Consider the following 26,925-nt stretch of genomic DNA (forward strand, 5'->3'; position numbering starts at 1 on the left):
CGCCGGATATAGATAGAAGGAAAGCAGTTCCATGCCGCAGGTGGATCCCGATTTGTTCGACCGCGGCCAGTTCCAGGCCGAACTGGCCTTGAAGGCGAGCCCTATTGCGGCCTTCAAGAAAGCCATCCGCAATGCGCGGGAAGTGCTCGACGCACGCTTCAAGTCCGGTCGGGATATCCGCCGGCTGATCGAGGATCGGGCCTGGTTTGTCGATAACATTCTGCAACAGGCCTGGGATCACTTCGACTGGAGCGAAGAAGCCGACATCGCCTTGCTGGCCGTCGGTGGCTACGGGCGCGGCGAACTGCATCCTTATTCGGACATCGACCTGCTGATTCTGCTGGACAGCGCCGATCACGAAGTCTTCCGCGAACCCATCGAGCGTTTTCTGACGTTGCTGTGGGACATCGGCCTGGAAGTGGGTCAGAGCGTGCGCTCGGTCGACGAATGCGCCCAGGAAGGCCGCGCCGACCTGACGGTGATCACCAACCTGATGGAAAGTCGCACCATTGCCGGCCCGGAGCGTCTGCGCCAGCGCATGCTGGAAGTCACCAGCCCGACGCAAATGTGGCCGAGCAAGGAGTTTTTCCTCGCCAAACGCGCCGAGCAGAAAAACCGCCATCACAAGTACAACGACACTGAATACAACCTGGAGCCCAATGTAAAAGGGGGTCCCGGCGGTCTGCGCGATATCCAGACCATCCTGTGGGTTGCCCGGCGCCAATACGGCACCCTTAATTTGCACGCACTGGCCGGCGAAGGTTTCTTGCTGGAAAGCGAGAACAACCTGCTGGCTTCCTCCCAGGAATTTCTCTGGAAGGTTCGTTACGCCCTGCACATGCTGGCCGGCCGTTCCGAAGATCGGCTGCTGTTCGACTATCAGAGCAGCATCGCCGCCCTGCTGGGTTATCAGGACAGCGACGCGAAGCTGGCCATCGAACGCTTCATGCAGAAGTATTACCGCGTGGTCATGAGCATCGCCGAGCTGAGCGACCTGATCATCCAGCATTTCGAAGAAGTGATTCTGGTCGAAGACGAAGGCGCGGTGACCCAGCCGCTCAATTCGCGCTTCCAGTTGCATGATGGCTACATCGAAGCGACCCGGCCGAATGTGTTCAAACGCACGCCATTCGCCATGCTCGAAATCTTCGTACTGATGGCCCAACACCCGGAAATCAAAGGCGTACGCGCCGACACCATCCGGCTGTTGCGCGAGCATCGGCACCTGATCAACGATGATTTTCGCCACGATATTCGCAACACCAGCCTGTTCATCGAGCTGTTCAAGTGCGAAATCGGCATTCATCGCAACCTGCGCCGGATGAACCGCTACGGCATTCTGGGCCTGTATTTGCCGGAATTCGGCCACATCGTCGGGCAAATGCAGCACGACCTGTTCCACATCTACACCGTCGATGCGCACACCCTGAACCTCATCAAGCACCTGCGTAAGCTGCAATACACGCAGGTGTCCGAGAAATTCCCGCTGGCCAGCAAGATCATGGGCAAGCTGCCCAAGCCGGAGCTGATTTATCTGGCCGGTCTGTATCACGACATCGGCAAAGGCCGCGGCGGCGACCACTCGGAACTGGGCGCAGTAGATGCCGAGGCGTTCTGCGTGCGTCATCAACTGCCGAGCTGGGACAGCCGCTTGATTGTCTGGCTGGTGAGCCACCACCTGGTGATGTCCACCACCGCCCAGCGCAAGGATTTGTCAGATCCACAGGTGATCCATGATTTCGCCCAGTTCGTCGGTGACGAAGTGCATCTGGATTACCTCTACGTGCTGACCGTGGCCGACATCAACGCCACCAACCCGACCCTGTGGAATTCATGGCGGGCCAGCCTGTTGCGCCAGCTGTACACCGAAACCAAGCGCGCCCTGCGTCGCGGCCTGGAAAACCCGGTAGACCGCGAAGAGCAGATCCGCCGCACGCAAAGCGCCGCACTGGATATTCTGGTGCGCAGCGGCACCGATCCGGACGACGTCGAGCAGCTCTGGGCGCAACTGGGCGATGACTATTTCCTGCGCCATACCGCCGGGGATGTGGCGTGGCACAGCGACGCGATCCTGCAACAGCCCGTGGATGGCGGCCCGCTGGTGCTGATCAAGGAAACCACCCAGCGCGAATTCGAAGGCGGCACACAGATTTTCATCTATGCCCCCGACCAGCATGATTTCTTCGCGGTCACCGTGGCGGCCATGGACCAGCTGAACCTGAACATTCACGATGCGCGGGTCATTACCTCCAGCAGCAAGTTCACCCTCGACACCTATATCGTGCTCGACAACGACGGCGGCTCGATTGGCAACAATCCCGAGCGGATCAAGCAGATTCGCGACGGCCTGACCGACGCGCTGCGTAATCCGGACGACTATCCGACGATCATCAAGCGCCGGGTGCCGCGCCAGCTCAAGCACTTTGCGTTTGCGCCGCAAGTCACGATTCACAATGACGCCCAGCGCCCGGTCACGGTCCTGGAGCTCTCTGCGCCCGACCGCCCCGGCCTGTTGGCGCGAATCGGCAAGATATTCCTGGAATTTGATCTGTCATTGCAGAATGCCAAGATCGCCACGTTAGGCGAACGCGTGGAAGACGTGTTCTTTATCACCGATGAAAACAACCAGCCGTTATCCGATCCGCAGCTGTGCAGCCAATTGCAGGACGCAATCGTCGAGCAGTTGAGCGTCGACCAGGAACCCGGCGGCGAGTGGCGCATCAGCATTTGATCCGCGCTTTTCACGAATCGATTCAACGGCGCTCACCGACCCGAGCGCCCTGCTCTTGAGACCAGACCCATGAATAACGCGATGCAACTGCTGCAGCCCTACCCGTTCGAGAAGCTCCGCGCCCTGCTTGGCAGCGTGACGCCCAACCCGGAAAAGCTTCCGGTCGCGCTGTCCATCGGCGAACCCAAGCATCGCTCGCCGGAATTCGTCGCCAAGGCACTGGCCGACAATCTGGATCAGATGGCGGTTTATCCAAGCACGTTGGGTATTCCTGCACTGCGTGAAGCCATTGCTGGCTGGTGCGAGCGGCGTTTCGGCGTACCGGGCGGCTGGCTTGATCCGGCGCGCAACGTGCTGCCGGTCAACGGCACCCGCGAAGCGCTGTTCGCCTTCACCCAGACCGTGGTCAATCGCGGCGACGACGCGCTGGTGGTCAGCCCGAACCCGTTTTATCAGATCTACGAAGGCGCAGCGTTTCTGGCCGGCGCGCAGCCGCATTACCTGCCGTGCCTGAGCGAGAACGGGTTCAATCCGGATTTCGACGCAGTCTCGGCCGATATCTGGAAACGCTGCCAGATTCTGTTCCTGTGCTCGCCCGGCAACCCGACCGGCGCGTTGATCCCGCTGGAAACCCTGAAAAAGCTCATCGCCCTGGCTGACGAATATGACTTCGTGATCGCCGCCGATGAGTGCTACAGCGAGCTGTATTTCGACGAGCAAACCCCGCCAGCCGGCCTGCTCAGTGCGTGCGTGGCGTTGGGTCGTCAAGATTTCAAACGCTGCGTGGTGTTCCATAGCCTGTCCAAGCGCTCGAACCTGCCGGGCCTGCGTTCCGGCTTTGTTGCCGGTGATGCGGAAATCCTCAAGGCGTTCCTGCTGTATCGCACGTACCACGGCTGCGCGATGCCGGTACAAACCCAACTGGCAAGCATCGCCGCCTGGAATGACGAAGAACACGTGCGGGCCAATCGCGCGCTGTATCGGGAAAAATTCGACGCCGTGCTGGAAATTCTTGCGCCGGTCATGGACGTCCAGCGCCCGGACGGCGGTTTCTATCTGTGGCCGAATGTCGGCACCGATGACGCCGCCTTCTGCCGCGACCTGTTCGTCGAGCAGCATGTGACTGTGGTGCCGGGTTCGTATCTGTCCCGGGAAGTGGACGGCTTTAACCCCGGCGCCGGACGGGTGCGCATGGCGCTGGTAGCGCCGTTGGCCGAGTGCATTGAAGCGGCCGAGCGGATTCGCGACTTTATTACCCGCTAAGTCAACAAGGTTTGTCGATCGTCCGTAGGACCGGCTTTAGCCGGGAGGGCATTCTCCCGGCTAAAGCCGGTCCCCCGGCACAGGGCTTATAAATAAGCGGTCTCAATCCCGCGCCGTTCATTCATGCAGTCCTCCGAGCCGGTTGAGGCGATATCTCAGATGGCGCGAAGCCGGACACGACCCCATCACACAACTGCAATATCCACTGCCTACACTGCGCGCGGCCTCTTCCCGGAGGCAAATTGCAAGCGTTTCGGCGACAAGTTGCGATAAACCCGTCAACCTGTCGCAGCCGAACCCGCTGGTCCATGGCATAATCCGTCACCGTTTTTTCTCGCACCGTTCCAAGGGGGCAAGCTCGTGGCTGATGAAATCAACAAGTTGCACCTTTACGGAATCAAAGCCTGCGACACCATGAAGAAGGCGCGCACCTGGCTCGATGAAAAAGCCGTGAGCTACGATTTTCATGACTATAAAACTGTCGGCATCGACCGTGAGCACCTGACGCAGTGGTGCAATGAACACGGCTGGCAGGTTGTGCTGAATAGAGCAGGGACAACGTTTCGCAAGCTCGACGACGGACAAAAAGCCGATCTCGACCAGGCCAAAGCGATAGAACTGATGTTGGCGCAACCCTCGATGATCAAGCGCCCGGTGCTGGATCTCGGCGGCAAAACCCTGATTGGCTTTAAACCCGACTTGTATGCAGCGGCCATCCGATAAGCCAAAGCGCTATCGATGGTCCTTTAATCCGTAAGAGGTATTCGCATGTCCACTACCCTGTTCAGCCTGGCCTTTGGCGTCGGCACTCAAAATCGTCAAGGCACGTGGCTGGAAGTCTTTTACGCCCAGCCGCTGATCAATCCGTCGGCTGCGGTAATTGCAGCCGTGTCCCCGGTTCTGGGCTACACCGGCGGCAACCAGGCAATCGCCTTCAACACCGACATGGCCCTGAAGCTGGCCGACGCGCTGAAATCCGTCGACAGCACTCAGGCAGCGTTGCTGACCCGTCTGGCAGAAAGCCACAATCCACTGGTTGCGACCCTGCTGGCCGAAGACGCGGCACTGACTTCGACGCCTGAGGCGTACCTCAAGCTGCACCTGCTGTCCCATCGTCTGGCCAAGCCGCACGGCTTGAACCTGGGCGGGATCTTCCCGCTGCTGCCAAACGTGGCCTGGACCAGCCAAGGCGCTGTCGACCTGAGCGAACTGGCCGAGCGGCAACTGGAAGCGCGCCTCAAAGGCGAGCTGCTGGAAGTGTTCTCGGTGGACAAGTTCCCGAAAATGACCGACTACGTGGTGCCGAGCGGTGTGCGTATCGCTGACAGCGCTCGCGTACGTCTGGGCGCTTACATCGGCGAAGGCACCACCGTGATGCACGAAGGTTTCGTCAACTTCAACGGCGGCACCGAAGGCCCAGGCATGATCGAAGGCCGCGTTTCGGCAGGCGTTTTCGTCGGCAAGGGCTCGGATCTGGGCGGCGGCTGCTCGACCATGGGCACCTTGTCCGGCGGCGGCAACATCGTGATCAAGGTTGGCGAAGGCTGCCTGATCGGCGCCAACGCCGGTATCGGCATTCCCTTGGGCGACCGCAACACCGTCGAGTCCGGCCTGTACGTGACCGCTGGCACCAAAGTGGCCCTGCTGGACGACAAGAACCAGCTGGTCAAAGTGGTCAAGGCGCGTGATCTTGCCGGTCAACCGGACCTGCTGTTCCGCCGCAACTCGCAAACCGGCGCTGTGGAATGCAAAACCCACAAGTCGGCCATCGAGCTGAACGAAACGCTGCACGCTCACAACTGATCGATGCCGCGTCCGGGTTCGCGCCTGCTGTAACGGCAGGCCGAATCCGATTCACCGAGCTAAAACGATGCCCCTCTCGTCTCCCTGGCGCGCTGACTTTCCAGCCATCGCCGCCCTGCAACGGCAAGGCCAGACCTATCTGGACAACGCCGCCACCACGCAAAAACCCCAGGCACTGCTGGATGCCCTGAATCATTACTACGCCAACGGCGCGGCCAATGTTCATCGTGCCCAACATTTACCGGGGGCGCATGCCACCCAGGCGTTCGAAGACAGCCGTGGCAAAGTCGCCAGCTGGCTCAACGCCAATGAGGCCGGGCAAATCGTCTTTACCCATGGCGCAACCTCGGCGCTCAACCTGCTGGCTTACGGCCTGGAGCATGAGTTCGCAGCGGGTGATGAAATCGCTATCAGCGCGCTGGAGCACCACGCCAACCTGTTGCCCTGGCAACAATTGGCGCAACGCCGGGATCTGAAACTGGTGGTGCTGCCGCTGGCAGCCGATGGCTTGATTGATCTGGACGCCGCCGCCCGGCTGATCGGCCCGCGCACCCGATTGCTGGCTGTCAGCCAGTTATCCAACGTGCTCGGTGCCTGGCAGCCGCTGCCTCAACTGTTGGCGCTGGCCAAGGCCAACCATGCGCTGACGGTCGTCGATGGCGCCCAGGGTGTGGTCCATGGTCGACACGATGTTCAAGCACTGGGCTGCGATTTCTACGTGTTTTCCAGCCATAAACTGTATGGCCCGGAAGGCCTCGGTGTGTTGTACGGACGCCATGCAGCCTTGTCTCGCCTCCATCACTGGCAGTTTGGCGGCGAAATGGTCCTGACAACGGACTATCACCACGCGAAATTCCGCCCTGCTCCGCTGGGTTTCGAGGCCGGCACGCCACCGATTTCCAGCGTGATCGGTCTGGGTGCGACGCTGGATTACCTGCAAAGCCTCGATCACGCCGCAGTGGACGCCCACGAAACCGGTTTACACGCACAGCTGCTGGAAGGTTTGCAGCAACGGCCCGGCATTCGGATTTTGGGCGCGCCGCAACTGGCGCTGGTCAGCTTCGTCGTCGAAGGCGTGCATAACGCTGACCTGGCGCATTTGCTCACTGAACAAGGCGTCGCCGTCCGTGCTGGTCATCATTGCGCCATGCCGCTGTTGAAGAGCCTGGGTTTGTCCGGCGCAATTCGGGTTTCTTTGGCGCTGTACAACGATTCCGACGACCTGGAGCGCTTTTTCAGTGCGCTGGATCAGGCTTTGGAGATGCTTCAATGAAGCTGCCCGCCGACGCCGAATCAGCACTGCAAACCTTTAACCAGCTGCAAGGTTGGGAGCAACGTGCGCGTCTGCTCATGCAATGGGGCGAACGCCTGCCAGCGCTGAGCGATGACGAAAAAAGCGACGAGCACCTGGTTCACGGTTGTGAAAGCAAGGTCTGGCTGGTGGGGGATTTCAGCCAAAGCCGCTGGCAGTTTCGGGCCAGCAGCGATGCCCGGGTGATTCGCGGCCTGGTTGCGGTATTGCTGGCGCGGGTCAATGGCTTGTCGGCAGAAGAATTACAACAGGTTGATCTGCCGGACTGGTTCAACCAGCTTGGCTTGAGCCGTCAGCTGTCGCCTTCGCGCAGTAACGGCTTGAATGCCGTCCTGCAGCGGATGCATCAAATAGCGGTCGTCGCCAGCTGAGGCGGCGGCACCGAAACCGGCTTGGCGCGTTCTGAAGGACGCCGCGTTCCCGCCACAATCTTGTCCACGGCTTTGGTCGCCGCCACCATGCCGAAGGTCGCCGTCACCATCATCACCGCGCCAAAACCTCCGGCGCAATCGAGTTTGACGCCGTCGCCGACGAAGCTTTTCTGCAGGCAAATGCTGCCGTCTGGCTTGGGGTAGCGCAGCTGTTCCGAAGAAAACACGCACGGCACGCTGTAGTGACGGGTCACGGTGCGGGAAAAGCCATAGTCGCGGCGCAAGGTCGAACGCACCTTGGAAGCCAGCGGATCATTGAAGGTGCGGTTCAGATCGCAAACCTGAATCTGCGTCGGATCAATCTGCCCACCCGCGCCGCCGGTGGTGATGATCTGAATCTTGCGTCGTTTGCACCAGGCAATCAGAGCGGCCTTGGCGTTGACGCTGTCGATACAGTCCAGCACGCAATCCAGATCGGACGTGATGTATTCGGCCATCGTGTCGCGGGTCACGAAATCCGCCACCGCATGCACGATGCAGTCCGGGTTGATCGCGCGCAGCCGTTCGGCCATCACGTCGACCTTGGGCCGGCCGACGGTGCTGTCCAGTGCATGGAGCTGGCGGTTGCTGTTGCTGACGCAGACGTCGTCCATGTCGAACAGGGAAATCTCGCCAACCCCGCAGCGGGCCATGGCTTCCGCCGCCCAGGAGCCGACGCCGCCGATGCCGACGATCGCCACATGAGCCGCGCGCAGGCGTTCCAGGCCCTCGATGCCATACAAACGGGCGACGCCTGCAAACCGTGGATCTTCTGTGCTCATGACCAATACCCCGAAAACCGGCGCGCATTATAGGCCGTTGCGGCAGTGAGGGCATCCATGTGGTGAGTGATTGGTCAGAAAGCTGATGAACTGATGAGGATTCTGTGGGGCCGGCCGAGCCCTACACAACCGGTAGGAGGGGACTTGTCCCCGAAAAGGTCGGCGCAAGCACTGCAGGTTATTTTTCCTACAACCATTCCAGAAAAGAACTTCAACACGCGTAAGCTGCCAAAGTACCTGACAGCGGGCGTTCGCCGGCGATTCCCCGTTCCACCCTTTGGAACCAGAAGCATCTATGTCATCGCGTAAATTTGGGCTCAATCTTGTTGTAGTCGTGGCGATTGCCGCGTTGTTTACCGGCTTCTGGGCGCTGATCAATCGCCCGGTAACGGCCCCGGACTGGCCTGAGCAAATCTCCGGCTTCTCCTATTCGCCCTTCCGTCTGGGACAAAACCCACAAAAGGGCGTGTACCCGTCCGACGATGAAATGCGTCAGGACCTGGAGTTGATGAGCAAGCAAACCGACAGTATTCGTACGTACTCGGTGGACGGCTCGCTGGGCGATATCCCCAAACTGGCGGAAGAGTTTGGTTTGCGGGTGACGCTGGGCATCTGGATTAGCCCGGACGCCGAACGTAACGAGCGGGAAATCACCCGCGCCATCGAGCTGGCCAACACCTCGCGCAGCGTCGTTCGCGTGGTGGTCGGCAACGAAGCGTTGTTCCGCGAAGAGATTACCGTCGGCGAACTGAGCGCCTTGCTGGATCGGGTGCGCGCCGCAGTCAAAGTGCCAGTGACCACCTCCGAGCAGTGGCACATCTGGGAGAAATACCCGGAACTGGGCAAACACGTCGATCTGGTCGCCGCGCACATTCTGCCGTACTGGGAATTCATTCCCATGAGCGAGTCCGGCCAGTTTGTTCTCGACCGCGCCCGTGAACTGAAGAAAATGTTTCCGAAAAAACCGCTGCTGCTCTCGGAGGTTGGCTGGCCGAGCAACGGGCGCATGCGCGGTGGCGCAGATGCAACCCAGGCGGATCAGGCGATTTACCTGCGCACGCTGGTCAACAAGCTCAACCGGCAAGGCTACAACTACTTTGTGATCGAGGCCTTCGATCAGCCGTGGAAAGCCAGCGATGAAGGCTCGGTGGGCGCCTATTGGGGCGTCTACAACGCCAACCGCCAGCAGAAATTCAACTTTGAAGGGCCTGTGGTGGCCATTCCGCAATGGCGTGTACTGGCTATCGGTTCGGTAGTGCTGGCGATGTTGTCGCTGGCGTTGCTGTTGATCGACGGCTCGGCCCTGCGTCAGCGCGGTCGCACCTTCCTGACTTTCGTTGCGTTTTTGTGTGGCTCGGTGCTGGTGTGGATCGGGTACGACTACAGCCAGCAATACAGCACCTGGTTCAGTTTGCTGGTCGGATTCCTTCTGGCATTGGGTGCGCTCGGGGTGTTTATCGTGCTGCTGACCGAGGCTCACGAGCTGGCCGAAGCGGTCTGGACTCACAAGCGGCGGCGCGAATTCCTGCCCGTCGAGACGGACAATGCCTACCGCCCGAAAGTGTCGATTCACGTGCCGTGCTACAACGAGCCGCCGGAAATGGTCAAGCAGACCTTGAACGCGCTGGCGGCCCTGGATTATCCGGATTTCGAAGTATTGTTGATCGATAACAACACCAAGGACCCGGCGGTCTGGGAACCGGTCAAGGCCCATTGCGAACTGCTCGGTTCGCGCTTCAAGTTCTTCCATGTCGCCCCGCTCGCCGGTTTCAAGGGCGGCGCGTTGAATTACCTGATTCCGCACACCGCGCCGGATGCCGAAGTGATTGCCGTGATCGACTCGGATTACTGTGTCGACCGCAACTGGCTCAAGCACATGGTGCCGCACTTCGCCGATCCGAAAATCGCCGTGGTGCAGTCGCCCCAGGACTATCGCGACCAGCACGAAAGCACCTTCAAGAAGCTGTGCTATTCCGAGTACAAGGGTTTCTTCCATATCGGCATGGTCACCCGCAACGACCGCGACGCGATCATTCAGCACGGCACCATGACCATGACCCGGCGCTCAGTGCTCGAAGAACTGGGCTGGGCCGACTGGTGCATTTGCGAAGACGCCGAGCTGGGCCTGCGGGTTTTCGAAAAGGGCTATTCCGCAGCCTATGCGCACAACAGTTTTGGCAAGGGCTTGATGCCCGATACCTTCATCGACTTCAAGAAGCAGCGTTTCCGTTGGGCGTATGGCGCGATCCAGATCATCAAGCGCCATGCGTCGAGCCTGCTGCGCGGCAAGGACACCGAACTGACGCGCGGCCAGCGCTACCACTTCCTCGCGGGCTGGCTGCCGTGGGTCGCCGATGGCATGAACATCTTCTTCACTGTTGGCGCATTGCTCTGGTCGTCGGCGATGATCATCGTGCCCAAACGCGTCGACCCGCCGCTGCTGATCTTCGCCATCCCGCCGCTCGCATTGTTCGTGTTCAAGGTTGGCAAGATCATCTTCCTCTATCGCCGCGCCGTGGGCGTCAATCTCAAGGATGCGTTTTACGCCGCATTGGCCGGGCTGGCCCTGTCGCATACCATCGCCAAAGCCGTGCTGTATGGCTTCTTCACGACGAGCATTCCGTTCTTCCGGACCCCGAAAAATGCTGCCAGCCATGGTCTGCTGGTGGCGATTTCCGAAGCTCGGGAAGAGCTGTTCATCATGCTGCTGTTATGGGGCGCGGCGACCGGGATCTGTCTGGTGCAGGGCTTGCCGAGCGCCGACATGCGCTTCTGGGTCATCATGCTCGTGGTGCAATCGCTGCCGTACCTGGCGGCGTTGATCATGGCTTTCCTGTCCTCGCTGCCCAAACCGTTGGTGATTACCGAACCCGCTACGGTTTGACATAAATCTCGGCAAGACTAAACGGCGGCCTTCGGTCGTCGTTTTTGCTTTAAGATACGCGCCTTTTCGCGCTTACAGACATACCACCGGAGTCCTGTACATGACGGCCCCAGCCGACCTTTCGCCCACTCTTCAACTCGCTTGCGACCTGATCCGTCGTCCTTCGGTAACGCCAGTCGATGCCGACTGTCAGGCGGTGATGATGCAACGCCTGGGCGATGCCGGCTTCAAGCTGGAGCCGATGCGTATCGAGGATGTGGATAACTTCTGGGCCAGCCATGGCACGACTGAAGGGCCGGTCCTGTGCTTCGCCGGGCATACTGACGTGGTGCCCACCGGACCGGTGAACGCCTGGCAGAACGATCCGTTCGATGCCTTGATCGACGCCGACGGCATGCTGTGCGGGCGTGGTGCGGCGGACATGAAAGGCAGCCTCGCGGCCATGCTGGTGGCGGCCGAGCGGTTTGTCGGTGATCACCCCAATCACAAAGGCTCGATTGCCTTTCTGATCACCAGCGACGAAGAAGGCCCGGCGCATCACGGCACCAAAGCTGTGGTGGAAATCCTCAAAGCGCGCAACGAGCGCATGGACTGGTGCATCGTCGGCGAACCGTCGAGCACCACGCTGGTCGGCGACGTGGTGAAGAACGGTCGGCGTGGTTCTCTCGGCGCAACCTTGACCGTGCGAGGCAAACAAGGCCACGTGGCGTACCCGCATCTGGCGCGCAACCCGATTCATCTTACCGCTGCGGCGCTGGCCGAACTGGCCGCCGAGCATTGGGACGAAGGCAATGCGTTCTTCCCGCCGACCAGCTTCCAGATTTCCAACCTGAATTCCGGGACCGGCGCGACCAACGTGATCCCCGGTGAGCTGGTGGCGATCTTCAACTTCCGCTTCTCCACCGAATCCACGGTCGAAGGCTTGAAGCAGCGGGTCGCGACGATCCTCGACAAGCATGAGCTGGACTGGCATGTGGACTGGGCGCTGTCCGGTCTGCCGTTCCTGACCGAACCGGGTGATTTGCTGGACGCGGTGTCGGACAGCATTCGCGCGGTTACCGGTCGCGAGACCAAAGCGTCCACCAGTGGCGGCACTTCGGACGGTCGTTTCATCGCCACCATGGGCACGCAGGTTGTCGAGCTGGGGCCGGTGAATGCGACCATTCACCAGGTCAACGAACGCGTGCTGGCCAGCGACCTCGACGTGCTGACTGAAATCTACTATCAGACCCTGGTCAAACTGCTCGCATGATGCTCACTTGCCCGATCTGCTCGGCGCCGCTCAGTGCGGTGGACAACGGCGTGGCGTGCCCGGCGAATCATCGCTTCGACCGCGCGCGCCAGGGTTATCTGAACCTGCTGCCGGTGCAGCACAAGAACAGCCGCGATCCTGGCGACAATCAGGCCATGGTCGAGGCGCGGCGCGACTTTCTCAACGCCGGGCATTACGCGCCGGTGGCGAAACGTCTGGCCGAGCTGGCAGCCGAACGGGCCCCGGCGCGCTGGCTGGACATCGGTTGTGGCGAGGGTTATTACACCGCGCAAATCGCCGCCGCCCTGCCGCACGCCGATGGTTATGCGCTGGACATTTCCCGTGAAGCGGTCAAACGCGCCTGCCGTCGCAATCCGCAGCTGACCTGGTTGATCGCCAGCATGGCGCGGGTGCCGCTGCCGGATGCCAGCTGTCAGTTCCTCGCCAGCGTGTTCAGCCCGCTGGACTGGAATGAAGCAAAACGCCTGTTGACGCCGGGCGGCGGGCTGATGCGCGTCGGTCCGACCAGCGAGCACCTGATGGAACTGCGCGAGCGTCTGTATGACGAAGTTCGCGACTATGCTGACGACAAGCATCTGGCCCTGGTTCCTGAAGGCATGCTGCTGGATCACAGCGAAACCCTGCGTTTCAAACTGAGCCTGATCGACGGTCAGGCCCGCGCCAACCTGCTGGCCATGACGCCCCACGGCTGGCGCGCCAGCGCTGAGCGGCGGGCCCATGTCGTCGAGCAGGTTGAGCCGTTCGAAGTCACGGTTTCCATGCGCTACGATTATTTCGTGCGCCAATAACTATCCGAATGAAGGTGCTTCGCAGAAGCGAAGCACTCGACTGAATCCGCGAATGGATTTTTTCAATTTCTTACGAGGCATCCATGCGCCAACCCGATATCGAGATTTACCTGAAAGACGCTGACGTCGACTACAAGGCCATCGCCACCTGGCTCAGCGCAGCCATCGGCCCGTGCACGGACTGGGTACAGAAAGGCCAGACCTGGAAATGCACGGCCGGCAACGTGCCCGTGACCTGGCTGCCCAAGGCGGTCGGCAAGTGGAACAGCCTTTATCTGGAAAGCGGCGAGACGCCGTGGGAAGACGACATCGCCTGTGGCCGCGCCGCCTTTGCCGCACTCAACGTAGAAGTGCGCTGCGCACCCGGCACCTGGGTTGAAGAAGAAAGCGACGAAACCGCCGACCGCTGGATTCGCATCAGTGCAGATGGCGAGGAAGAGATTACCTGGCATACGGCGTGAGGTAAAAACAACGGCCCCTGATTCATTGCAGGACCAGCTTTAGCCGGGAGAACGCGCTCCCGGCTAAAGCCGGTCCTACGGAATGAATTGAGCCCCTTCCGCCCTTTTGCCCATCCCCGCCAGATACGGCAAACTGGCGCCCTCGTGGGCTCCGCCCCTTTTCAGCAGAAGCCGTATGACACGCTCTCCGTTCCGCCGTCTTGTGTTCGGCACACTGCGCCGATTGTTGTATCTCTGGGTGCGCTCCGAGACCATTAATCAATCGTCTTTCACCCTCAATCTCGACCGCAGTCGACCGGTGTTCTACGCCTTGCAATCGCCGTCACTGAGCGATCTGGCGGTGATCGATACCGAGTGCAGCAAGGCGGGATTGCCTCGGCCGGTGTTGTCCGTGGCGGTGGGCGAGCTGAACGAACCGGCAGCGTTCTTTTACCTGACGCCGGGCCCGGACTGGCTGGGCCGTCAGGACAAGAGCGGCGCGCCGCCGACCCTGGAACGGCTGATCAGCGCCGTGAGCCAGAACGCCGCCGAGGATGCGCAGATCATTCCGGTCAGCGTGTTCTGGGGCCAGTCGCCGGATCGTGAATCGAGCCCGTGGAAATTATTGTTTGCCGACAGCTGGGCGGTGACCGGACGGCTGCGGCGGCTGGTCAGCATCCTGATTCTGGGGCGCAAGACCCGGGTGCAGTTCTCAGCCCCCATCCATCTGCGCGACCTGATCAACGAGAACAAGGGTCACGAGCTGACCCTGCGCATGACCCAGCGTCTGCTGCGTACGCATTTTCGCAACCTGAAAACCGCCGTGATCGGCCCGGATGTGTCGCACCGGCGCAATCTGGTCAAAGGTCTGCTGGATGAGCCGCTGGTCAAGCAGGCGATTCTGGATGAAGCCGAACGGGAGAAAATCCCCGTCGACAAGGCTCGCGAGCAAGCGCTGCGTTACGGCAACGAAATTGCGTCGGACTACACCTATTCAGCGATTCGTTTTCTCGAGGTGGTGCTGAGCTGGTTCTGGAACAAGATCTACGATGGCGTCAAGGTCAGCCATATCGAAGGCGTGCAGAACGTCGCGCAGGGCAATGAGATCATTTATGTGCCCTGCCACCGCAGCCATATCGATTACCTGCTGCTCTCGTACCTGCTGTTTCGCAATGGTCTGACGCCGCCGCACGTCGCTGCCGGTATCAACCTGAACATGCCGGTGATTGGCAGTCTGCTGCGCCGGGGCGGCGCGTTTTTCATGCGCCGCACCTTCAAGGGCAATCCGCTGTACACCTCGGTGTTCAACGAATACATGCATACCCTGTTCACCAAAGGTTTCCCGGTCGAATACTTCGTCGAGGGCGGGCGTTCGCGCACCGGGCGCATGTTGCAACCCAAGACCGGCATGCTGGCGATTACCTTGCGCAGCTTCCTGCGCAACTCGCGGATGCCCATCGTGTTCGTGCCGGTGTACATCGGTTACGAGCGGGTGCTCGAAGGCCGCACGTATCTGGGCGAGCTGCGTGGCGCGACCAAGAAAAAGGAGTCGATTTTCGACATTTTCAAGGTGATTGGCGCCCTCAAGCAGCGCTTCGGCCAGGTCTCAGTCAATTTCGGTGAGCCGATCAAGCTCGCGGAGTTTCTCGACTCGGAGCAAGCGGACTGGCGCACCCAGGAACTGGGGCCGCAGTTCCGCCCGGCATGGCTCAACGAAACCACCAATCGCCTGGGCGAACGCGTTGCCCGGCACCTGAACGAAGCCGCCGCCATCAACCCGGTAAATCTGGTGGCGCTGGCGCTGCTTTCGACGCAACGCCTGGCGCTGGATGATCAGGCCATGGCCCGCGTGCTGGATCTGTACCTGACATTGCTGCGCCGGGTGCCGTATTCGCCGCACACCACGTTGCCCGAAGGTGACGGCCGGGCGTTGATCGAACACGTGAAAGGCATGGACCTGCTCTCGGAACAAAAGGACGCGTTGGGCAAAATTCTGTATCTGGATGAACAGAATGCGGTCCTGATGACCTATTACCGCAACAACGTGCTGCATATTTTCGCCCTGCCATCATTGCTCGCCAGCTTCTTCCAGAGCTCGTCGCGCATGACTCGCGAGCTGCTGCTGCGCTACACCCGTGCGCTCTATCCGTACCTGCAATCGGAGCTGTTCATCCGCTGGTCGCTGGAAGAGCTGGATGCGGTGGTCGATCAATGGCTGGAGGCGTTTGTCGAACAAGGCCTGTTGCGCTTCGAAAATGACGTCTACCTGCGCCCGGCGCCGAGTTCTCGTGAGTTCGTATTGTTGACCCTGCTGTCGCGGGCGATTGCCCAGACATTGCAGCGTTTCTACATGGCCACCTCGCTGTTGCTCAACAGCGGCCAGAACACCCTGAGCGCCGAAGAACTGGAAGACCTGTGTACGGTGATGGCACAACGGCTGTCGATCCTGCATGGCCTGAATGCGCCGGAGTTCTTCGACAAGAGCCTGTTCCGCCACTTTATCCAGACCCTGCTGGACCTGGGCGTGCTGCGCAAGGATGCGGGCGGCAAGCTCAGTTATCACCCGCTGCTGGGGGAACTGGCTGAAGGCGCCGCGAAGCGTGTGCTGCCTGCAGAGATTCGACTGTCAATTCGCCAGGTCGCCTTGCATCGCAACGAAGATGTAACCGAAGCTGACCCGGTTGAGGAAATCCGTTAAATTCCGCGCAACCGGCGCCGGATCAAAACCGGCGCCGTTACCAAGATTCCCCTTGAAAAGGATGCTGCCATGCTTCGCTCCCCGTTTACCTTTGCCAGCCTGTGCGCAGGCTTGCTGCTGTCGGCCAACGTCTTTGCCGCATCCTTGAATGATCTTTCACAGGCAGATGCAACCGGCGGTCTCAAGGACGCACTCACCCAGGGCGCGCAGGTTGCGGTCAAGCAACTGGGCAAGCCCGGTGGCTTCAGCAACAACCAGGATGTGCGCATCGAACTGCCGGGCAGTCTGGGCAAGGTGGCGAAGAAAATGAAACAGTTCGGCATGGGCGCGCAGGTCGACCAGCTGGAAACCAGCATGAACCAGGCCGCTGAAGCCGCCATGCCACAAGCGCAGACGTTGCTGGTGGATGCCGTGAAGAAGATGACCGTGGCTGACGCCAAGGGCATTCTCAGCGGCGGCAAGGATTCCGCCACGCAGTACCTGAATAGCAGCAGTCGCGAGCAGATTCGCGCCAAATTCCTGCCTATCGTCAAGCAAGCCACGGACAAGGTCGGGCTGGCGCAGAAGTACAACTCGTTCGCCGGTCAGGCGGCGACGCTGGGCGTTCTGGATGCCAAAAGCTCGAACATCGAGGGCTACGTGACCGAACAGGCGCTGAACGGTTTGTTCGAAATGATAGCCAAACAGGAAGAAACCATCCGCGCCAACCCGGCTGCGGCGGCGACAAGCCTGGCGAAGAAGGTGTTTGGGTCGCTCTGAATCGGTAACTGTAGGAGGGGACTTGTCCCCGAATGCGGTGGTCCTGACCACGGAAATCCGCAAAATTAACGCCGCCTGAGCTGCCGTCTTTCGGGGACAGGTCCCCTCCTACCGAGTGTGTTTGGCCCGGTAGGACCGGCCGGGGTGGCGCTCTACCTTGTCCGGGAAGGTCTACATCTCACTGGCCTTCCTTTTTGACCCGAAACCACGCCGCATACAGCGCAGGCAGAAACAGCAGGGTCAACGCCGTCGCGACGATCAGGCCGCCCATGATCGCCACTGCCATCGGGCCGAAGAAGACGCTGCGTGACAGCGGAATCATCGCCAGCACCGCCGCCAGCGCGGTCAGCACGATAGGTCGGAAACGCCGCACCGTGGCTTCGATAATCGCCTGCCACTGATCCAGCCCGCCGGCAATATCCTGTTCAATCTGATCCACCAGAATCACCGAGTTGCGCATGATCATCCCCGACAAGGCGATGGTGCCCAGCATGGCGACGAAACCGAATGGCTGATTGAACACCAGCAGAAACAGCGTCACGCCGATCAGCCCCAGCGGCGCAGTCAGAAACACCATGAACATCCGCGAAAAGCTGCGCAGCTGGATCATCAGCAAGGTCAGCACCACCACTATGAACAACGGCACGCCAGCCTTGACCGAGTTCTGACCCCGCGCCGAATCCTCGACGGTGCCGCCCACTTCCAGCAGATAGCCGTCCGGCAATTCATCGCGCACGCCTTGCAGGGTCGGCATGATTTGCTGGACCAGCGTCGCCGGTTGCTCCTTGCCGTAGATATCGGCGCGCACCGTGACATTGGGCAGTCGGTTACGATGCCAGATGATGCCTTCTTCGAAGCCGTATTCCAGGGTTGCCACTTGCGACAAGGCGACACTGGCGCCGTTGTCAGTGGGCACTGCGAGACTCGCCAGCGCGCCCAGTTGCTGACGTTCGTTGGTGGTGCCGCGCAGAAGGATTTCGATCAGTTCATCGTCCTCGCGGTACTGACTCACGCTGGAACCGGTGAGCGAGCTTTGCAGGAATTTCGACAGGCTGGCGGTCGTCACCCCAAGCGCCCGGGCGCGGTCCTGATCGACATTCAGGTACACGACTTTGCTGGGTTCTTCCCAGTCCAGATGCACATTGGCCACATGGGGATTGTCGCGGACCTTGGCCGCCACTTTGCGCGCCAGTGCCCGGACCTCGTCAATGTGCTCGCCGCTGACCCGGAACTGCACCGGATAACCCACGGGCGGGCCGTTTTCCAGGCGTGTTACCCGCGCACGCAAGGTCGGGAACTGTTCATTGAGGTGAGTGATCAGCCAGGTGCGCAGGGTTTCCCGGTCCTCGATGGATTTGGCGAGTACCACGAACTGGGCAAAACTCGCCGCAGGCAGTTGCTGATCCAGCGGCAGATAGAAACGCGGCGAACCGGTGCCCACATAGGAAACGTAGTTGTCGATGCCGTCATGATCCTTGAGCATCTGCTCCAGCCGCTTGACCTGCTCGGCGGTGTTACTCAACGAAGCGCCTTCCGTGAGTTTCAGATCGATCATCAGCTCCAGTCGACCCGAAGCCGGAAAGAACTGCTGGGGCACGTACTTGAACATCACCACCGACAGCACGAAAAGTCCCACGGTCAAAACGATCACTGTCTTGCGACGACGAACGCACCAGCCGACCAGCCCCCGAACGCGCTTATAGAACGGCGTCGCATAGGGGTCAAAAACGCCCGCGCCGTGTTTCTCGGCATGGATTTTCGCCAGATCCGGCAGCAACCGTTCGCCCAGATACGGCACAAACACCACTGCCGCGACCCATGACGCGAGCAAGGCAATGGTGACCACCTGGAAGATCGAACGGGTGTATTCGCCGGTGCTCGACTGCGCCGTGGCAATCGGCAGAAAGCCCGCGGCGGTAATCAGCGTCCCGGTGAGCATCGGAAACGCGGTGCTGGTCCAGGCGAAACTTGCCGCGCGCATCCGGTCGTAGCCCTGCTCCATCTTGATCGCCATCATTTCCACCGCAATGATCGCGTCATCCACCAGCAAGCCCAGCGCCAGCACCAGCGCGCCGAGGGAAATCTTGTGCAGGCCGATCCCCAGGTAAAACATGCAGGCGAAGGTCATCGCCAGGACCAGCGGAATCGCCAGCGCCACGACCATGCCTGTGCGCATGCCGAGGGAAAAGAAACTCACCAGCAAGACGATACCCAAGGCTTCGGCCAGCACCCGGACGAACTCGCCGACGCCGGTTTTCACCGCGGCAGGCTGATCGGAAACCTTGCGCAGCTCCATACCGGCCGGGAGGTTTTTCTGGATACGGGAAAACTCGCCTTCCAGGGCCTTGCCCAGCACCAGAATGTCGCCGCCGTCCTTCATGGCGACTGCCAGACCGAGGGCGTCCTCACCCATGAAGCGCATGCGCGGCGCCGGTGGGTCGTTGAAGCCGCGATGCACTTCGGCCAGATCACTGACGCGCAGCGTGCGGTCGCCGACACGAATCGGAAACTCGCGAATTTCTTCGACGGTCTGGAAACGTCCGCTGACCCGCAACTGCACGCGCTCGGTGGGCGTTTCAAAAAAACTGGTGGCGGCGACGGCGTTCTGCGCTTCAAGCGCTTGCTGTACAGCCGCCAATGGCAGGCCGAGGGTGGCGAGTTTGACGTTGGACAGCTCGATCCAGATCTTCTCGTCCTGCAAGCCGATCAGCTCGACTTTGCCCACGTCCTTGACCCGCTGCAATTGCAACTGGATGCGGTCGGCGTAGTCCTTGAGCACCGCATAATCGAAGCCTTTGCCGGTCAGCGCGTAGATGTTGCCGAACGTGGTGCCGAATTCGTCGTTGAAGAACGGGCCCTGGATCCCCGGTGGCAGGTTCTGGCGGATGTCGCTGATTTTCTTGCGGATCTGGTAGAACAGTTCGGGCAGCGCAGCGGAGAACATCGAATCGCGGGTCACGAAGGTCACGGTCGACTCACCGGGTCGCGAGAACGAAACGATGCGCTCGTATTCCCCGGTTTCCATCAGCTTCTTCTCGATGCGATCCGTGACTTGCAGCGCCACTTCTTCCGCGCTGGCGCCCGGCCACAGGGTACGAATCACCATGGCTTTGAACGTGAACGGTGGATCTTCACTCTGCCCCAGCTTGGTGTAGGAAAGCGCACCGACGACAGCCAGAACGATCATCAGGTACAGGACGATTTGCCGATTGCGCAGCGCCCATTCGGAAAGATTGAAATGCATCCGGGCTTACTCCTTCGCCGCCAGTTTCACCGCGCGGTTCTCGCGATCCACCGGGCGTACCTGCTCACCCTCATGCAGCACATGCACACCGGCGGCCACGATCCAGTCGCTGGCGGCCAGCCCGTCGAGCACCGGCACCGATTCCTGCCCGTAAGGCCCGAGCCTGACCGTCACGCGTTTCAGCGTATTGCCGGCCTCGACACGCCAGACGTAATGCACGCCATTCTCCGACGTCACCGCCGACAGCGGCACGGCCAACGGCACGACCTGTTCGGCCTGGATGAACACCTGGGCGCTCTGCCCCAGTTCGGCGGGGATCTTGCCGCCAGCAAAGGCAATGCGTGCCGCGAAGGTGCGCGAACGGGGATCGGCGGCCGGTGAAAGCTCGCGAATCCGGCCCGGGAAACGCTGCTCGCGCTGGGTCCACAATTCCACCGCGACCGGCTGGCCGACCTTGAAGCGCGAGAAATTCTGTTCCGGCAGGCTGATCAGCACTTCACGCTCGCCATCCGCCGCCAGGGTAAATACCGTTTGCCCCGCTGCGACCACCTGGCCGACTTCCACCAGGCGCTTGGCAACCACGCCGTCCTGCGGCGCGCGCAGCACGGCATAGCTGGTCTGGTTGTCAGCAACGGTCAGCTCGGCCCTGATCTGCTTGAGCCGCGCTTCGCCGGAACGATAGAGGTTTTCGGCATTATCAAATTGCGAGCGGCTGACCATCTGCCGTTCCATCAGCGTCTTGTAGCGATCACGTTCGGAGCGCACCAGTTGCAAATTGGCCTCGGCTGCCGCCACCTGGGCGCGGATGGCTTCCAGTTGCAGGCGAACATCCTGTGCATCCAGTTCGGCCAGGGGCTGATTGGCCTTGACCCGCTGGCCCTCTTCAACCCAGCGCTTGCTGACTTTGCCCGCAATGCGAAATGCCAGGTCCGGCTCAAACCGCGCCCGCACTTCGCCGGGGTAGCTGTCCATGGACTGGGATGACGGCAATGGCTGCACCACCATCGCCGGACGCACGGAAACCGGCGCAGCGACCTCTTGGCCGCACGCGGCGAGCAACGAAATGAGGGTGACAGGCAGCACGACCGAGAGTGCATTGCGTAACATGGTGACAACACCTTCGCAATTGAGACTTGGAATAATTGTACTGGCGAGTATATTAAAAATTATCAAACTCACCAGTACATTATTAAAACGAATATGCCTGAAACTTCATTACCACCCTCCGGCCCCGGCCGCCCCAAGGATCTGGCAAAACGCCAGGCCATTCTCGACGCGGCGAAAAACCTGTTCGTGCGCAACGGTTACGCCAGTACCAGCATGGATGCGGTTGCCGCAGAAGCGGGCGTTTCCAAGCTCACGGTCTACAGCCATTTCACGGACAAAGAGACGTTGTTTTCCTCGGCAGTGGTCGCCCGCTGCGAAGAACAGATGCCTGAATTGTTTTTTGATCTGCACAGCGAATTGCCGGTGGAAACGCTGCTGCTGAACATCGCCCGCAGTTTCAACAGGCTGATCAACAGCCCCGAATCCATCGAGCTGCATCGCTTGATGGTGACCCTGGGCACCCAGGATCCGACGTTGTCGCAGATTTTCTTCGAAGCCGGACCGCAGCGGATTCTTCAGGAAATGGAGCGCTTCCTGGCACGCTTGGAAAAAACCGGAGAGCTGCGCTTTGACTCGGCAAGGACCGCAGCGGAACACTTCCTGAGCCTGATCAAAGGCACCTGCAACTTCCGCTTGCTGGTGGGTTGCGGCGAGCGGCCGGACGACGCCAGCACCGAAAGACATGTGCGGGATGTGGTGGGATTGTTTATGCGGGCTTACCGAGTCTGATTGCTCATTCCGTTGGAGCGAGCGCACGGAACACGGCAAGTCTGCCGCTGAAGATCTTCAGCGCTTGCACCGACCCCTTCGGGGACAAGTCCCCTCCTACCGTTGCGCAGATTCGGTAGGACCGGACTTGTCCGGGAAGGCGCCGGGTTTGCCAAAGACATTTTCAGCGCTTGCACTGGCATTTTCGGGGACGAGTCCCCTCCTACCGGGTTGCGCATGGCTCGGTAGGACCGGACTTGTCCGGAAAGGCGGCAGGTCTGCCGAGAAAGATCTTCAGCGCTTGCACCGGCCTCTTCGGGGACGAGTCCCCTCCTACCAGATGCAGCGCAGTCATTCGTCCGGTTTGGCGGCGGACTTCAACGCCTTCTTCGGATAGATGTCATAACGGCTGGATTTGCCATCCAGCGCGTAGCCCGGTTTCGGGCCGTCGATGCACGGCGCTTTGCGCGGGCGTTTGACTACCACGCGATGCGTCGCCAGGGCCAGCGCGGCTTCGAGCAGCGCCGGCGCGTCCATGTCATCACCCACCAATGGCCGGAACAGGCGCATTTCCTTCTTCACCAGCGCGGTCTTTTCCCGGTGCGGAAACATCGGATCAAGGTAGATCACCTGCGGCGGTTCGCCTTCCCAATTGCGAATCAGCTCGATGGAGTTGCCGGTCAGCAAGCGCATCTGGCCAATGATCGAACCCACTTCGCGATCCTGGCGACCGCGCAGCAAACCGTCTTCAAGCAACGCCGCGATGATCGGCTGACGTTCGATCAGGCTCATTTCGCAACCCAGGCTGGCGAGGACGAAAGCGTCTTTGCCCAGCCCGGCCGTGGCGTCCAGCACCCGTGGGCGCACGCCGGGCTGGATGCCGACCGCCTTGGCGATCATCTGCCCGCTGCCGCCACCGAACAGACGCCGATGGGCGACCGCGCCTTCGACAAAGTCCACGCGCACCGGGCCCGGCGCGTCATCGCTCAACTGCTGCAGCTGCAGACCGTCCTCGGTGACTTGCAAGGCGAAATCAGCTTCGGCGTCCTGTAACGGCAAGCCCAGACGCCTGGCCCATTGCGCGGCCTGCTCCTGCCCATTGCTTGCCAGGGCTTCGACCCGGATGCGGCTGCCCGCTGGTTGCTCACTCATTGTGTCCACATGCTCAAAAATTGTTAATGATCGACAAAAACGGCCGATAACCCAGTATCAGGCATTTTGCCAGACCCAAGACGTGTACTGATCGCTATGTCAGAGATTCAGCAAACATCCATCGGCTATTTGACCCACACGGGTGACTTCAGCCTGCGTAATTCCCGAGCACTGGGTGGCGTTACCCAGCTCTGGTCGGATGCATTTGCCCGTGCGATGGCTGAACAGATCGGCGACACCCCTGACGTCTCGGCAGAATCCGCCGCCGTTGTTACCGATATTGCCACCGGCGAACCGATTGCCGGGGCGCGGACCCTGGGCAAGATCGTCGAGCAACGCGCCTGCCCGGTTGCCGATGTGCAGCGCAAGCCGCCTGAGCCGTTGTTCCTGCCGATTGCCGAGTTCGAACTGGACTTGCTGCCGCCACCCAACGAACCGTTCAGCCTGGGCGAAATGATTGCCCAACAGCGCCACCTTGAGTTCGACAGCACCTGGGTGCGCCCGACTGTGCTCAACCCCTACGACGACAGCGTGATTCCAGGCCCAGGTCCAGAGCCGCGCCCATTGCATCTGCCGATTGCCGAGTTCGAATGGGAATTGGCTGACAAGCCTGCGCTGCCGCTGGACGACGCCACCGTCGTAGCGCAACAGCGCCAGTTCGACTACGAAAATGGCTGGGCACGCCCGATCGTCCTGCAAAACCTGCGCATGGCCGCCTAACGGCAAACACTCCAGCGCCCCATATCCAGATGGAAATGGTTGCGATGGGCAGCGTTATAGTCCGGTCCCAACACCGTATTGAAGTTCTTGCAGGCGCCATCACGCACCTGACGCAGAAACCGGCCTTTGTCGCCGGAATCCTTCCAGTCCCCAAGCACACTGATGCGCTGACCGTCCGCCAGACGAAAGCCGGCAATGTCCAGAGCGTTGGCGGTCGCGTGCTGGCTCAGGCGACCTTCAGCGCGGCTGTACACATTGCGGCAGGCGAAGCTGCCCAAGTGATCGATGCGCGTCACTTTTTGCCCGAATACCGCTTGGGCGGCGGGTTGCAGGGTGTGCACATCGAACAGCGCATAAGCCACCGCCAGTCGGCAACTGGCGAGAAAGCTGCTGCTCAAGGTCACATCCCCGCCCTCCACGCGCAGGACGTTTTGCAGCGGACAGGCGGCAGATGGATCGCTGTCAGCCTGATGACTGAAACGCAGGGACGAACTGCCGAGCGCCTGATCGCACAGCTGCGGATCATTTTGCAGGCGCGACAGCTTGTAAGGCGTCAGGAAGTTGGGCTCAGCCTTGATGTCCAGTGGCGCCCAGGGATTCCAGATGTCTGGCACCTCGATCCAGCCACGCCACACCGCCGCGACGGCAGCGCCACACAGCAGCACAAAGACCAGAAAGAGCGTCGACCCACGCATCCTCAGCGTTTGAACAATGCGTTGAGTTGATCGAACGGCAGCGCCTGCTCGGCATAGGTGAAGGTGCCTTGGCTGCGGATTTCTTCGGCGGCGCGATACAGCCCGCCGAATGCCGCACGGGCCAGGGATGAGCCGACGCTGATGCGCCGCACGCCACATTCGCTGAGCTGCTGGACGCTGAGATCCACCCCATTCAAGCCCATCAACACGTTCACCGGGCGCGGCGCCACAGCCTGCACCACGGCGATGACCTGCTCGCGGGTGCGCAGGCCCGGCGCGTACAGCACGTCGGCCCCCGCCTCGGCGTAGGCTTGGAGCCGCCGCAGCGTGTCAGCAAAATCCATCCGGCCATTGAGAAGATTCTCCGCACGGGCCGTCAGCATGAACGGAAACGGCAAACTGCGGGCGGCAGCGACGGCGGCTCTGACGCGCTCGACCGCCAGGTCAAACGCATAGATCGGGTCGTCAGGGTTGCCGCTGGCATCTTCGATAGAGCCGCCGACAATGCCGGTCTGCGCCGCTTTGAGCAGGGTTTCGGCGCAGCCTTCAGAGCTGTCGGCGAAGCAGTTTTCCAGGTCGGCGGCAACTGGCAGGTCGGTCGCGGCAACGATGGCGCGGATATTTTCCAGCGCTTCATCGCGACTGATCGCGCCTTCGGCATCGGGTCGGCCCAGCACAAAGGCCAAGCCTGCACTGGTGGTCGCCAGGGACTCGAAACCCATGGACGCCAGCAGCTTCGCGGAACCTGCGTCCCACGGATTGGGGATCACAAAAGCGCTGTCGCGCTCATGCAAGGATTTAAAGGTCTGGGCGCGTAGCAATTGACGGGCATCCATGGGCGAGTCCTGCTCAGGTCATTGGTGTGGGCTGCTATAAGCCCACAACTTCAGACCTCAGAGCAAGCCCAGTTGCTCCACGGGCGGTGCGCGATCCAGTTCCGGCAAGCTCGGCATGCCCGGCAGGCGGATCATCAACCGTTGATGAAAGCGCTGGGCCAGCAGCGGTGCCTGGATATTGTCCGGGGTGTGCAGGAACACATAAGGCGTGCGCCCTTCTTCGATCCAGCCCGCGACTTTTTCCACCCACTGCAGCAGAAACGGCTCGTTGGCTTCCAGCAACGGATGACCAATGAAGCGCACTTGAGGAAATTGGGTCAGCGCGGCGGGCCGAGCCGGCACTTTGGGCTTTTTCGACTGCGCATGCAGCACCGCAGGGTCCGTCGACACGCAACTGAACAGGGGTCGCGAGTCCAGGCAGATGCGCTCTACTCCGCGATCCAGCAGCAGACGATTGAGCATGCGCTCGTCTTCACCCTTGTCGAAAAAGGCGTGATTGCGCACTTCCACTGCCAACGGGCATTGCAGCTCATCAATGAAGGTGGCCAGTTCAGCCAGACGCGCCGGGGTGAAGCTGGCGGCGAGTTGCAGCCAGAGCGGCGCGACGCGCTGGCCCAGCGGTGCCATCAGCCGGATGAAGTCTTCGGCGGCGTGCAATTGCAGGCGCAAATCGCCGTTATGGCTGATGTCGCCGGGGAATTTGGCAGTGAAACGAAAATGCTCCGGCAAGACTTCGGCCCAGCGCTGAACGGTCTCAGGCTTGGGGCGCGCGTAGAACGTGGTGTTGCCTTCTACGGCGTTGAAGACCTGCGAATACAGGCCGAGCATTTCGTTGGCACGGGCATCAGCGGGATACAGAAAATCGCGCCAGGCGTTTTCACTCCAGGACGGGCAACCCAGGAAATACGGCAGGCAGGAGGTTTTCAAACGAGCGGTATTCAAACGTGCAGATCGAGGCCCGAAACTTCAAGATCCCAATCGACAAAACTCGCGGTGGTCAGATAACTGGCCAGGGCATTGGCAACACGGCTGCTCATTGAGCGCGGGAAAATGATGTCTTGCTGACGGGCGGGGACGTTGGCGGTGGAACCGGTTTGGGCGCCGGCGCCTGGTTTTGCAGCGTTTTGCGCAGGTTTTTGCGAAACCTCAATGTCATCGTCCACTTCTTCGAAGGTGCCCTCCACAGTCGCAGGGGCTTTTTGCGGCCTGCGCTTGATAGGGGTGGAGCGATGTGAGGGTCCGTCTATGCGCATGTGTGCGTACTCGGCATCTTATAGTGGCAATTTAACGTCACGGATAGGCACTTAGCAAATATCCGAA

At 60.7% G+C, this 26,925-nt stretch carries 22 protein-coding genes; 14 read left to right on the forward strand and 8 right to left on the reverse strand.

Annotated features, from left to right (window positions below):
* Positions 1–31: 31 nt before the first annotated feature.
* From CFII64_RS04025 to CFII64_RS04050, 6 genes are all read left to right on the forward strand, one after another.
* On the forward strand, positions 32–2,731 hold the full coding sequence (locus CFII64_RS04025) for a [protein-PII] uridylyltransferase (RefSeq protein WP_020289484.1): 2,700 nt from the start codon (positions 32–34) through the stop codon (positions 2,729–2,731).
* 69 nt (positions 2,732–2,800) lie between these two features.
* Positions 2,801–3,994 (forward strand): succinyldiaminopimelate transaminase, encoded by a 1,194-nt coding sequence (dapC, locus tag CFII64_RS04030; protein WP_020289485.1) that lies wholly within the window; start codon positions 2,801–2,803, stop codon positions 3,992–3,994.
* Between the two features lie 414 nt (positions 3,995–4,408).
* Positions 4,409–4,717 carry an arsenate reductase gene (locus CFII64_RS04035; protein WP_052026570.1) on the forward strand — a complete coding sequence of 103 codons (309 nt, stop codon included), beginning with the start codon at positions 4,409–4,411 and terminating at the stop codon, positions 4,715–4,717.
* Between the two features lie 45 nt (positions 4,718–4,762).
* Positions 4,763–5,797: a 2,3,4,5-tetrahydropyridine-2,6-dicarboxylate N-succinyltransferase gene (dapD, locus tag CFII64_RS04040; RefSeq protein ID WP_020289487.1), complete on the forward strand. Its 1,035-nt coding sequence runs from the start codon at positions 4,763–4,765 to the stop codon at positions 5,795–5,797.
* Between the two features lie 67 nt (positions 5,798–5,864).
* Positions 5,865–7,070, forward strand: coding sequence for an aminotransferase class V-fold PLP-dependent enzyme (locus CFII64_RS04045; RefSeq protein WP_020289488.1), 1,206 nt, complete (start codon positions 5,865–5,867; stop codon positions 7,068–7,070).
* The gene (locus CFII64_RS04050; protein WP_020289489.1) at positions 7,067–7,480 is read left to right on the forward strand and encodes a SufE family protein; all 414 of its coding nucleotides are present in this window, start codon (positions 7,067–7,069) and stop codon (positions 7,478–7,480) included. The genes CFII64_RS04045 and CFII64_RS04050 overlap by 4 nt, the downstream gene beginning before the upstream one ends.
* On the opposite strand, the gene tcdA is transcribed toward CFII64_RS04050, so the two are convergent.
* Positions 7,456–8,301 (reverse strand): tRNA cyclic N6-threonylcarbamoyladenosine(37) synthase TcdA, encoded by an 846-nt coding sequence (gene tcdA / locus CFII64_RS04055; RefSeq protein WP_020289490.1) that lies wholly within the window; start codon positions 8,299–8,301, stop codon positions 7,456–7,458. The genes CFII64_RS04050 and tcdA overlap by 25 nt on opposite strands.
* A gap of 295 nt (positions 8,302–8,596) precedes the next feature.
* On the opposite strand from tcdA, the gene CFII64_RS04060 reads away from it, so the two are divergent.
* The 6 genes from CFII64_RS04060 to CFII64_RS04085 all read left to right on the forward strand — a co-directional run bounded on the left by CFII64_RS04060 (position 8,597) and on the right by CFII64_RS04085 (position 17,143).
* Entirely contained in the window at positions 8,597–11,185 is a 2,589-nt protein-coding gene (locus tag CFII64_RS04060; protein WP_020289491.1) for a glycosyltransferase family 2 protein, read from the forward strand.
* Positions 11,186–11,285: 100 nt separating this feature from the next.
* A complete protein-coding gene (gene dapE, locus CFII64_RS04065) occupies positions 11,286–12,437 on the forward strand; it encodes a succinyl-diaminopimelate desuccinylase (RefSeq protein ID WP_020289492.1) in 1,152 nt (383 codons plus the stop codon).
* Positions 12,437–13,246, forward strand: a complete 810-nt coding sequence (locus tag CFII64_RS04070) for a putative RNA methyltransferase (protein WP_020289493.1) — start codon at positions 12,437–12,439, stop codon at positions 13,244–13,246. Before dapE ends, CFII64_RS04070 begins: the two co-directional genes overlap by 1 nt.
* 83 nt (positions 13,247–13,329) lie before the next feature.
* Positions 13,330–13,707, forward strand: coding sequence for a hypothetical protein (locus tag CFII64_RS04075; protein WP_020289494.1), 378 nt, complete (start codon positions 13,330–13,332; stop codon positions 13,705–13,707).
* Positions 13,708–13,882: 175 nt separating this feature from the next.
* Positions 13,883–16,384 carry a glycerol-3-phosphate 1-O-acyltransferase PlsB gene (plsB, locus tag CFII64_RS04080; protein ID WP_020289495.1) on the forward strand — a complete coding sequence of 834 codons (2,502 nt, stop codon included), beginning with the start codon at positions 13,883–13,885 and terminating at the stop codon, positions 16,382–16,384.
* 69 nt (positions 16,385–16,453) lie between these two features.
* Positions 16,454–17,143: a DUF4197 domain-containing protein gene (locus CFII64_RS04085; RefSeq protein ID WP_020289496.1), complete on the forward strand. Its 690-nt coding sequence runs from the start codon at positions 16,454–16,456 to the stop codon at positions 17,141–17,143.
* A 178-nt stretch (positions 17,144–17,321) separates the two neighbouring features.
* On the opposite strand, the gene CFII64_RS04090 is transcribed toward CFII64_RS04085, so the two are convergent.
* Together CFII64_RS04090 and CFII64_RS04095 are read right to left on the reverse strand one after the other, a co-directional pair.
* Entirely contained in the window at positions 17,322–20,387 is a 3,066-nt protein-coding gene (locus tag CFII64_RS04090; protein WP_020289497.1) for an efflux RND transporter permease subunit, read from the reverse strand.
* Between the two features lie 6 nt (positions 20,388–20,393).
* Positions 20,394–21,494, reverse strand: coding sequence for an efflux RND transporter periplasmic adaptor subunit (locus CFII64_RS04095; protein WP_020289498.1), 1,101 nt, complete (start codon positions 21,492–21,494; stop codon positions 20,394–20,396).
* Positions 21,495–21,587: 93 nt separating this feature from the next.
* Here CFII64_RS04095 and CFII64_RS04100 point away from each other — a divergent pair, with 93 nt between their 5' ends.
* Entirely contained in the window at positions 21,588–22,223 is a 636-nt protein-coding gene (locus CFII64_RS04100) for a TetR/AcrR family transcriptional regulator (RefSeq protein WP_020289499.1), read from the forward strand.
* Between the two features lie 330 nt (positions 22,224–22,553).
* Here the strand turns inward: CFII64_RS04100 and CFII64_RS04105 are convergent, their stop codons facing one another.
* Positions 22,554–23,354 carry a class I SAM-dependent methyltransferase gene (locus tag CFII64_RS04105; protein ID WP_020289500.1) on the reverse strand — a complete coding sequence of 267 codons (801 nt, stop codon included), beginning with the start codon at positions 23,352–23,354 and terminating at the stop codon, positions 22,554–22,556.
* Between the two features lie 96 nt (positions 23,355–23,450).
* Here CFII64_RS04105 and CFII64_RS04110 point away from each other — a divergent pair, with 96 nt between their 5' ends.
* Positions 23,451–24,074: a hypothetical protein gene (locus CFII64_RS04110; protein ID WP_044901148.1), complete on the forward strand. Its 624-nt coding sequence runs from the start codon at positions 23,451–23,453 to the stop codon at positions 24,072–24,074.
* Here the strand turns inward: CFII64_RS04110 and CFII64_RS04115 are convergent.
* The 4 genes from CFII64_RS04115 to CFII64_RS04130 are packed head-to-tail and all read right to left on the reverse strand — an operon-like array spanning position 24,071 to position 26,858.
* Positions 24,071–24,769, reverse strand: a complete 699-nt coding sequence (locus tag CFII64_RS04115) for an extensin family protein (RefSeq protein WP_020289501.1) — start codon at positions 24,767–24,769, stop codon at positions 24,071–24,073. The genes CFII64_RS04110 and CFII64_RS04115 overlap by 4 nt on opposite strands.
* Before the next feature lie 2 nt (positions 24,770–24,771).
* Complete coding sequence (locus CFII64_RS04120) at positions 24,772–25,605, reverse strand: oxaloacetate decarboxylase (RefSeq protein ID WP_020289502.1); 834 nt, start codon at positions 25,603–25,605, stop codon at positions 24,772–24,774.
* Positions 25,606–25,662: 57 nt separating this feature from the next.
* A complete protein-coding gene (locus CFII64_RS04125) occupies positions 25,663–26,547 on the reverse strand; it encodes a DUF72 domain-containing protein (RefSeq protein ID WP_020289503.1) in 885 nt (294 codons plus the stop codon).
* On the reverse strand, positions 26,544–26,858 hold the full coding sequence (locus tag CFII64_RS04130; RefSeq protein WP_044901149.1) for a hypothetical protein: 315 nt from the start codon (positions 26,856–26,858) through the stop codon (positions 26,544–26,546). The genes CFII64_RS04125 and CFII64_RS04130 overlap by 4 nt, the downstream gene beginning before the upstream one ends.
* Positions 26,859–26,925: the final 67 nt, after the last annotated feature.

The organism is Pseudomonas sp. CFII64 (assembly GCF_000416235.1).
Classification (GTDB): domain Bacteria; phylum Pseudomonadota; class Gammaproteobacteria; order Pseudomonadales; family Pseudomonadaceae; genus Aquipseudomonas.

Coding starts and splice junctions, on each gene's coding strand:
- CFII64_RS04025 (WP_020289484.1), top strand. CDS start 32: ATGCCGCAGGTGGATCCCGATTTGTTCGACCGCGGCCAGTTCCAGGCC.
- dapC (WP_020289485.1), top strand. CDS start 2,801: ATGAATAACGCGATGCAACTGCTGCAGCCCTACCCGTTCGAGAAGCTC.
- CFII64_RS04035 (WP_052026570.1), top strand. CDS start 4,409: ATGAAGAAGGCGCGCACCTGGCTCGATGAAAAAGCCGTGAGCTACGAT.
- dapD (WP_020289487.1), top strand. CDS start 4,763: ATGTCCACTACCCTGTTCAGCCTGGCCTTTGGCGTCGGCACTCAAAAT.
- CFII64_RS04045 (WP_020289488.1), top strand. CDS start 5,865: ATGCCCCTCTCGTCTCCCTGGCGCGCTGACTTTCCAGCCATCGCCGCC.
- CFII64_RS04050 (WP_020289489.1), top strand. CDS start 7,067: ATGAAGCTGCCCGCCGACGCCGAATCAGCACTGCAAACCTTTAACCAG.
- tcdA (WP_020289490.1), bottom strand. CDS start 8,301: ATGAGCACAGAAGATCCACGGTTTGCAGGCGTCGCCCGTTTGTATGGC.
- CFII64_RS04060 (WP_020289491.1), top strand. CDS start 8,597: ATGTCATCGCGTAAATTTGGGCTCAATCTTGTTGTAGTCGTGGCGATT.
- dapE (WP_020289492.1), top strand. CDS start 11,286: ATGACGGCCCCAGCCGACCTTTCGCCCACTCTTCAACTCGCTTGCGAC.
- CFII64_RS04070 (WP_020289493.1), top strand. CDS start 12,437: ATGCTCACTTGCCCGATCTGCTCGGCGCCGCTCAGTGCGGTGGACAAC.
- CFII64_RS04075 (WP_020289494.1), top strand. CDS start 13,330: ATGCGCCAACCCGATATCGAGATTTACCTGAAAGACGCTGACGTCGAC.
- plsB (WP_020289495.1), top strand. CDS start 13,883: ATGACACGCTCTCCGTTCCGCCGTCTTGTGTTCGGCACACTGCGCCGA.
- CFII64_RS04085 (WP_020289496.1), top strand. CDS start 16,454: ATGCTTCGCTCCCCGTTTACCTTTGCCAGCCTGTGCGCAGGCTTGCTG.
- CFII64_RS04090 (WP_020289497.1), bottom strand. CDS start 20,387: ATGCATTTCAATCTTTCCGAATGGGCGCTGCGCAATCGGCAAATCGTC.
- CFII64_RS04095 (WP_020289498.1), bottom strand. CDS start 21,494: ATGTTACGCAATGCACTCTCGGTCGTGCTGCCTGTCACCCTCATTTCG.
- CFII64_RS04100 (WP_020289499.1), top strand. CDS start 21,588: ATGCCTGAAACTTCATTACCACCCTCCGGCCCCGGCCGCCCCAAGGAT.
- CFII64_RS04105 (WP_020289500.1), bottom strand. CDS start 23,354: ATGAGTGAGCAACCAGCGGGCAGCCGCATCCGGGTCGAAGCCCTGGCA.
- CFII64_RS04110 (WP_044901148.1), top strand. CDS start 23,451: ATGTCAGAGATTCAGCAAACATCCATCGGCTATTTGACCCACACGGGT.
- CFII64_RS04115 (WP_020289501.1), bottom strand. CDS start 24,769: ATGCGTGGGTCGACGCTCTTTCTGGTCTTTGTGCTGCTGTGTGGCGCT.
- CFII64_RS04120 (WP_020289502.1), bottom strand. CDS start 25,605: ATGGATGCCCGTCAATTGCTACGCGCCCAGACCTTTAAATCCTTGCAT.
- CFII64_RS04130 (WP_044901149.1), bottom strand. CDS start 26,858: ATGCGCATAGACGGACCCTCACATCGCTCCACCCCTATCAAGCGCAGG.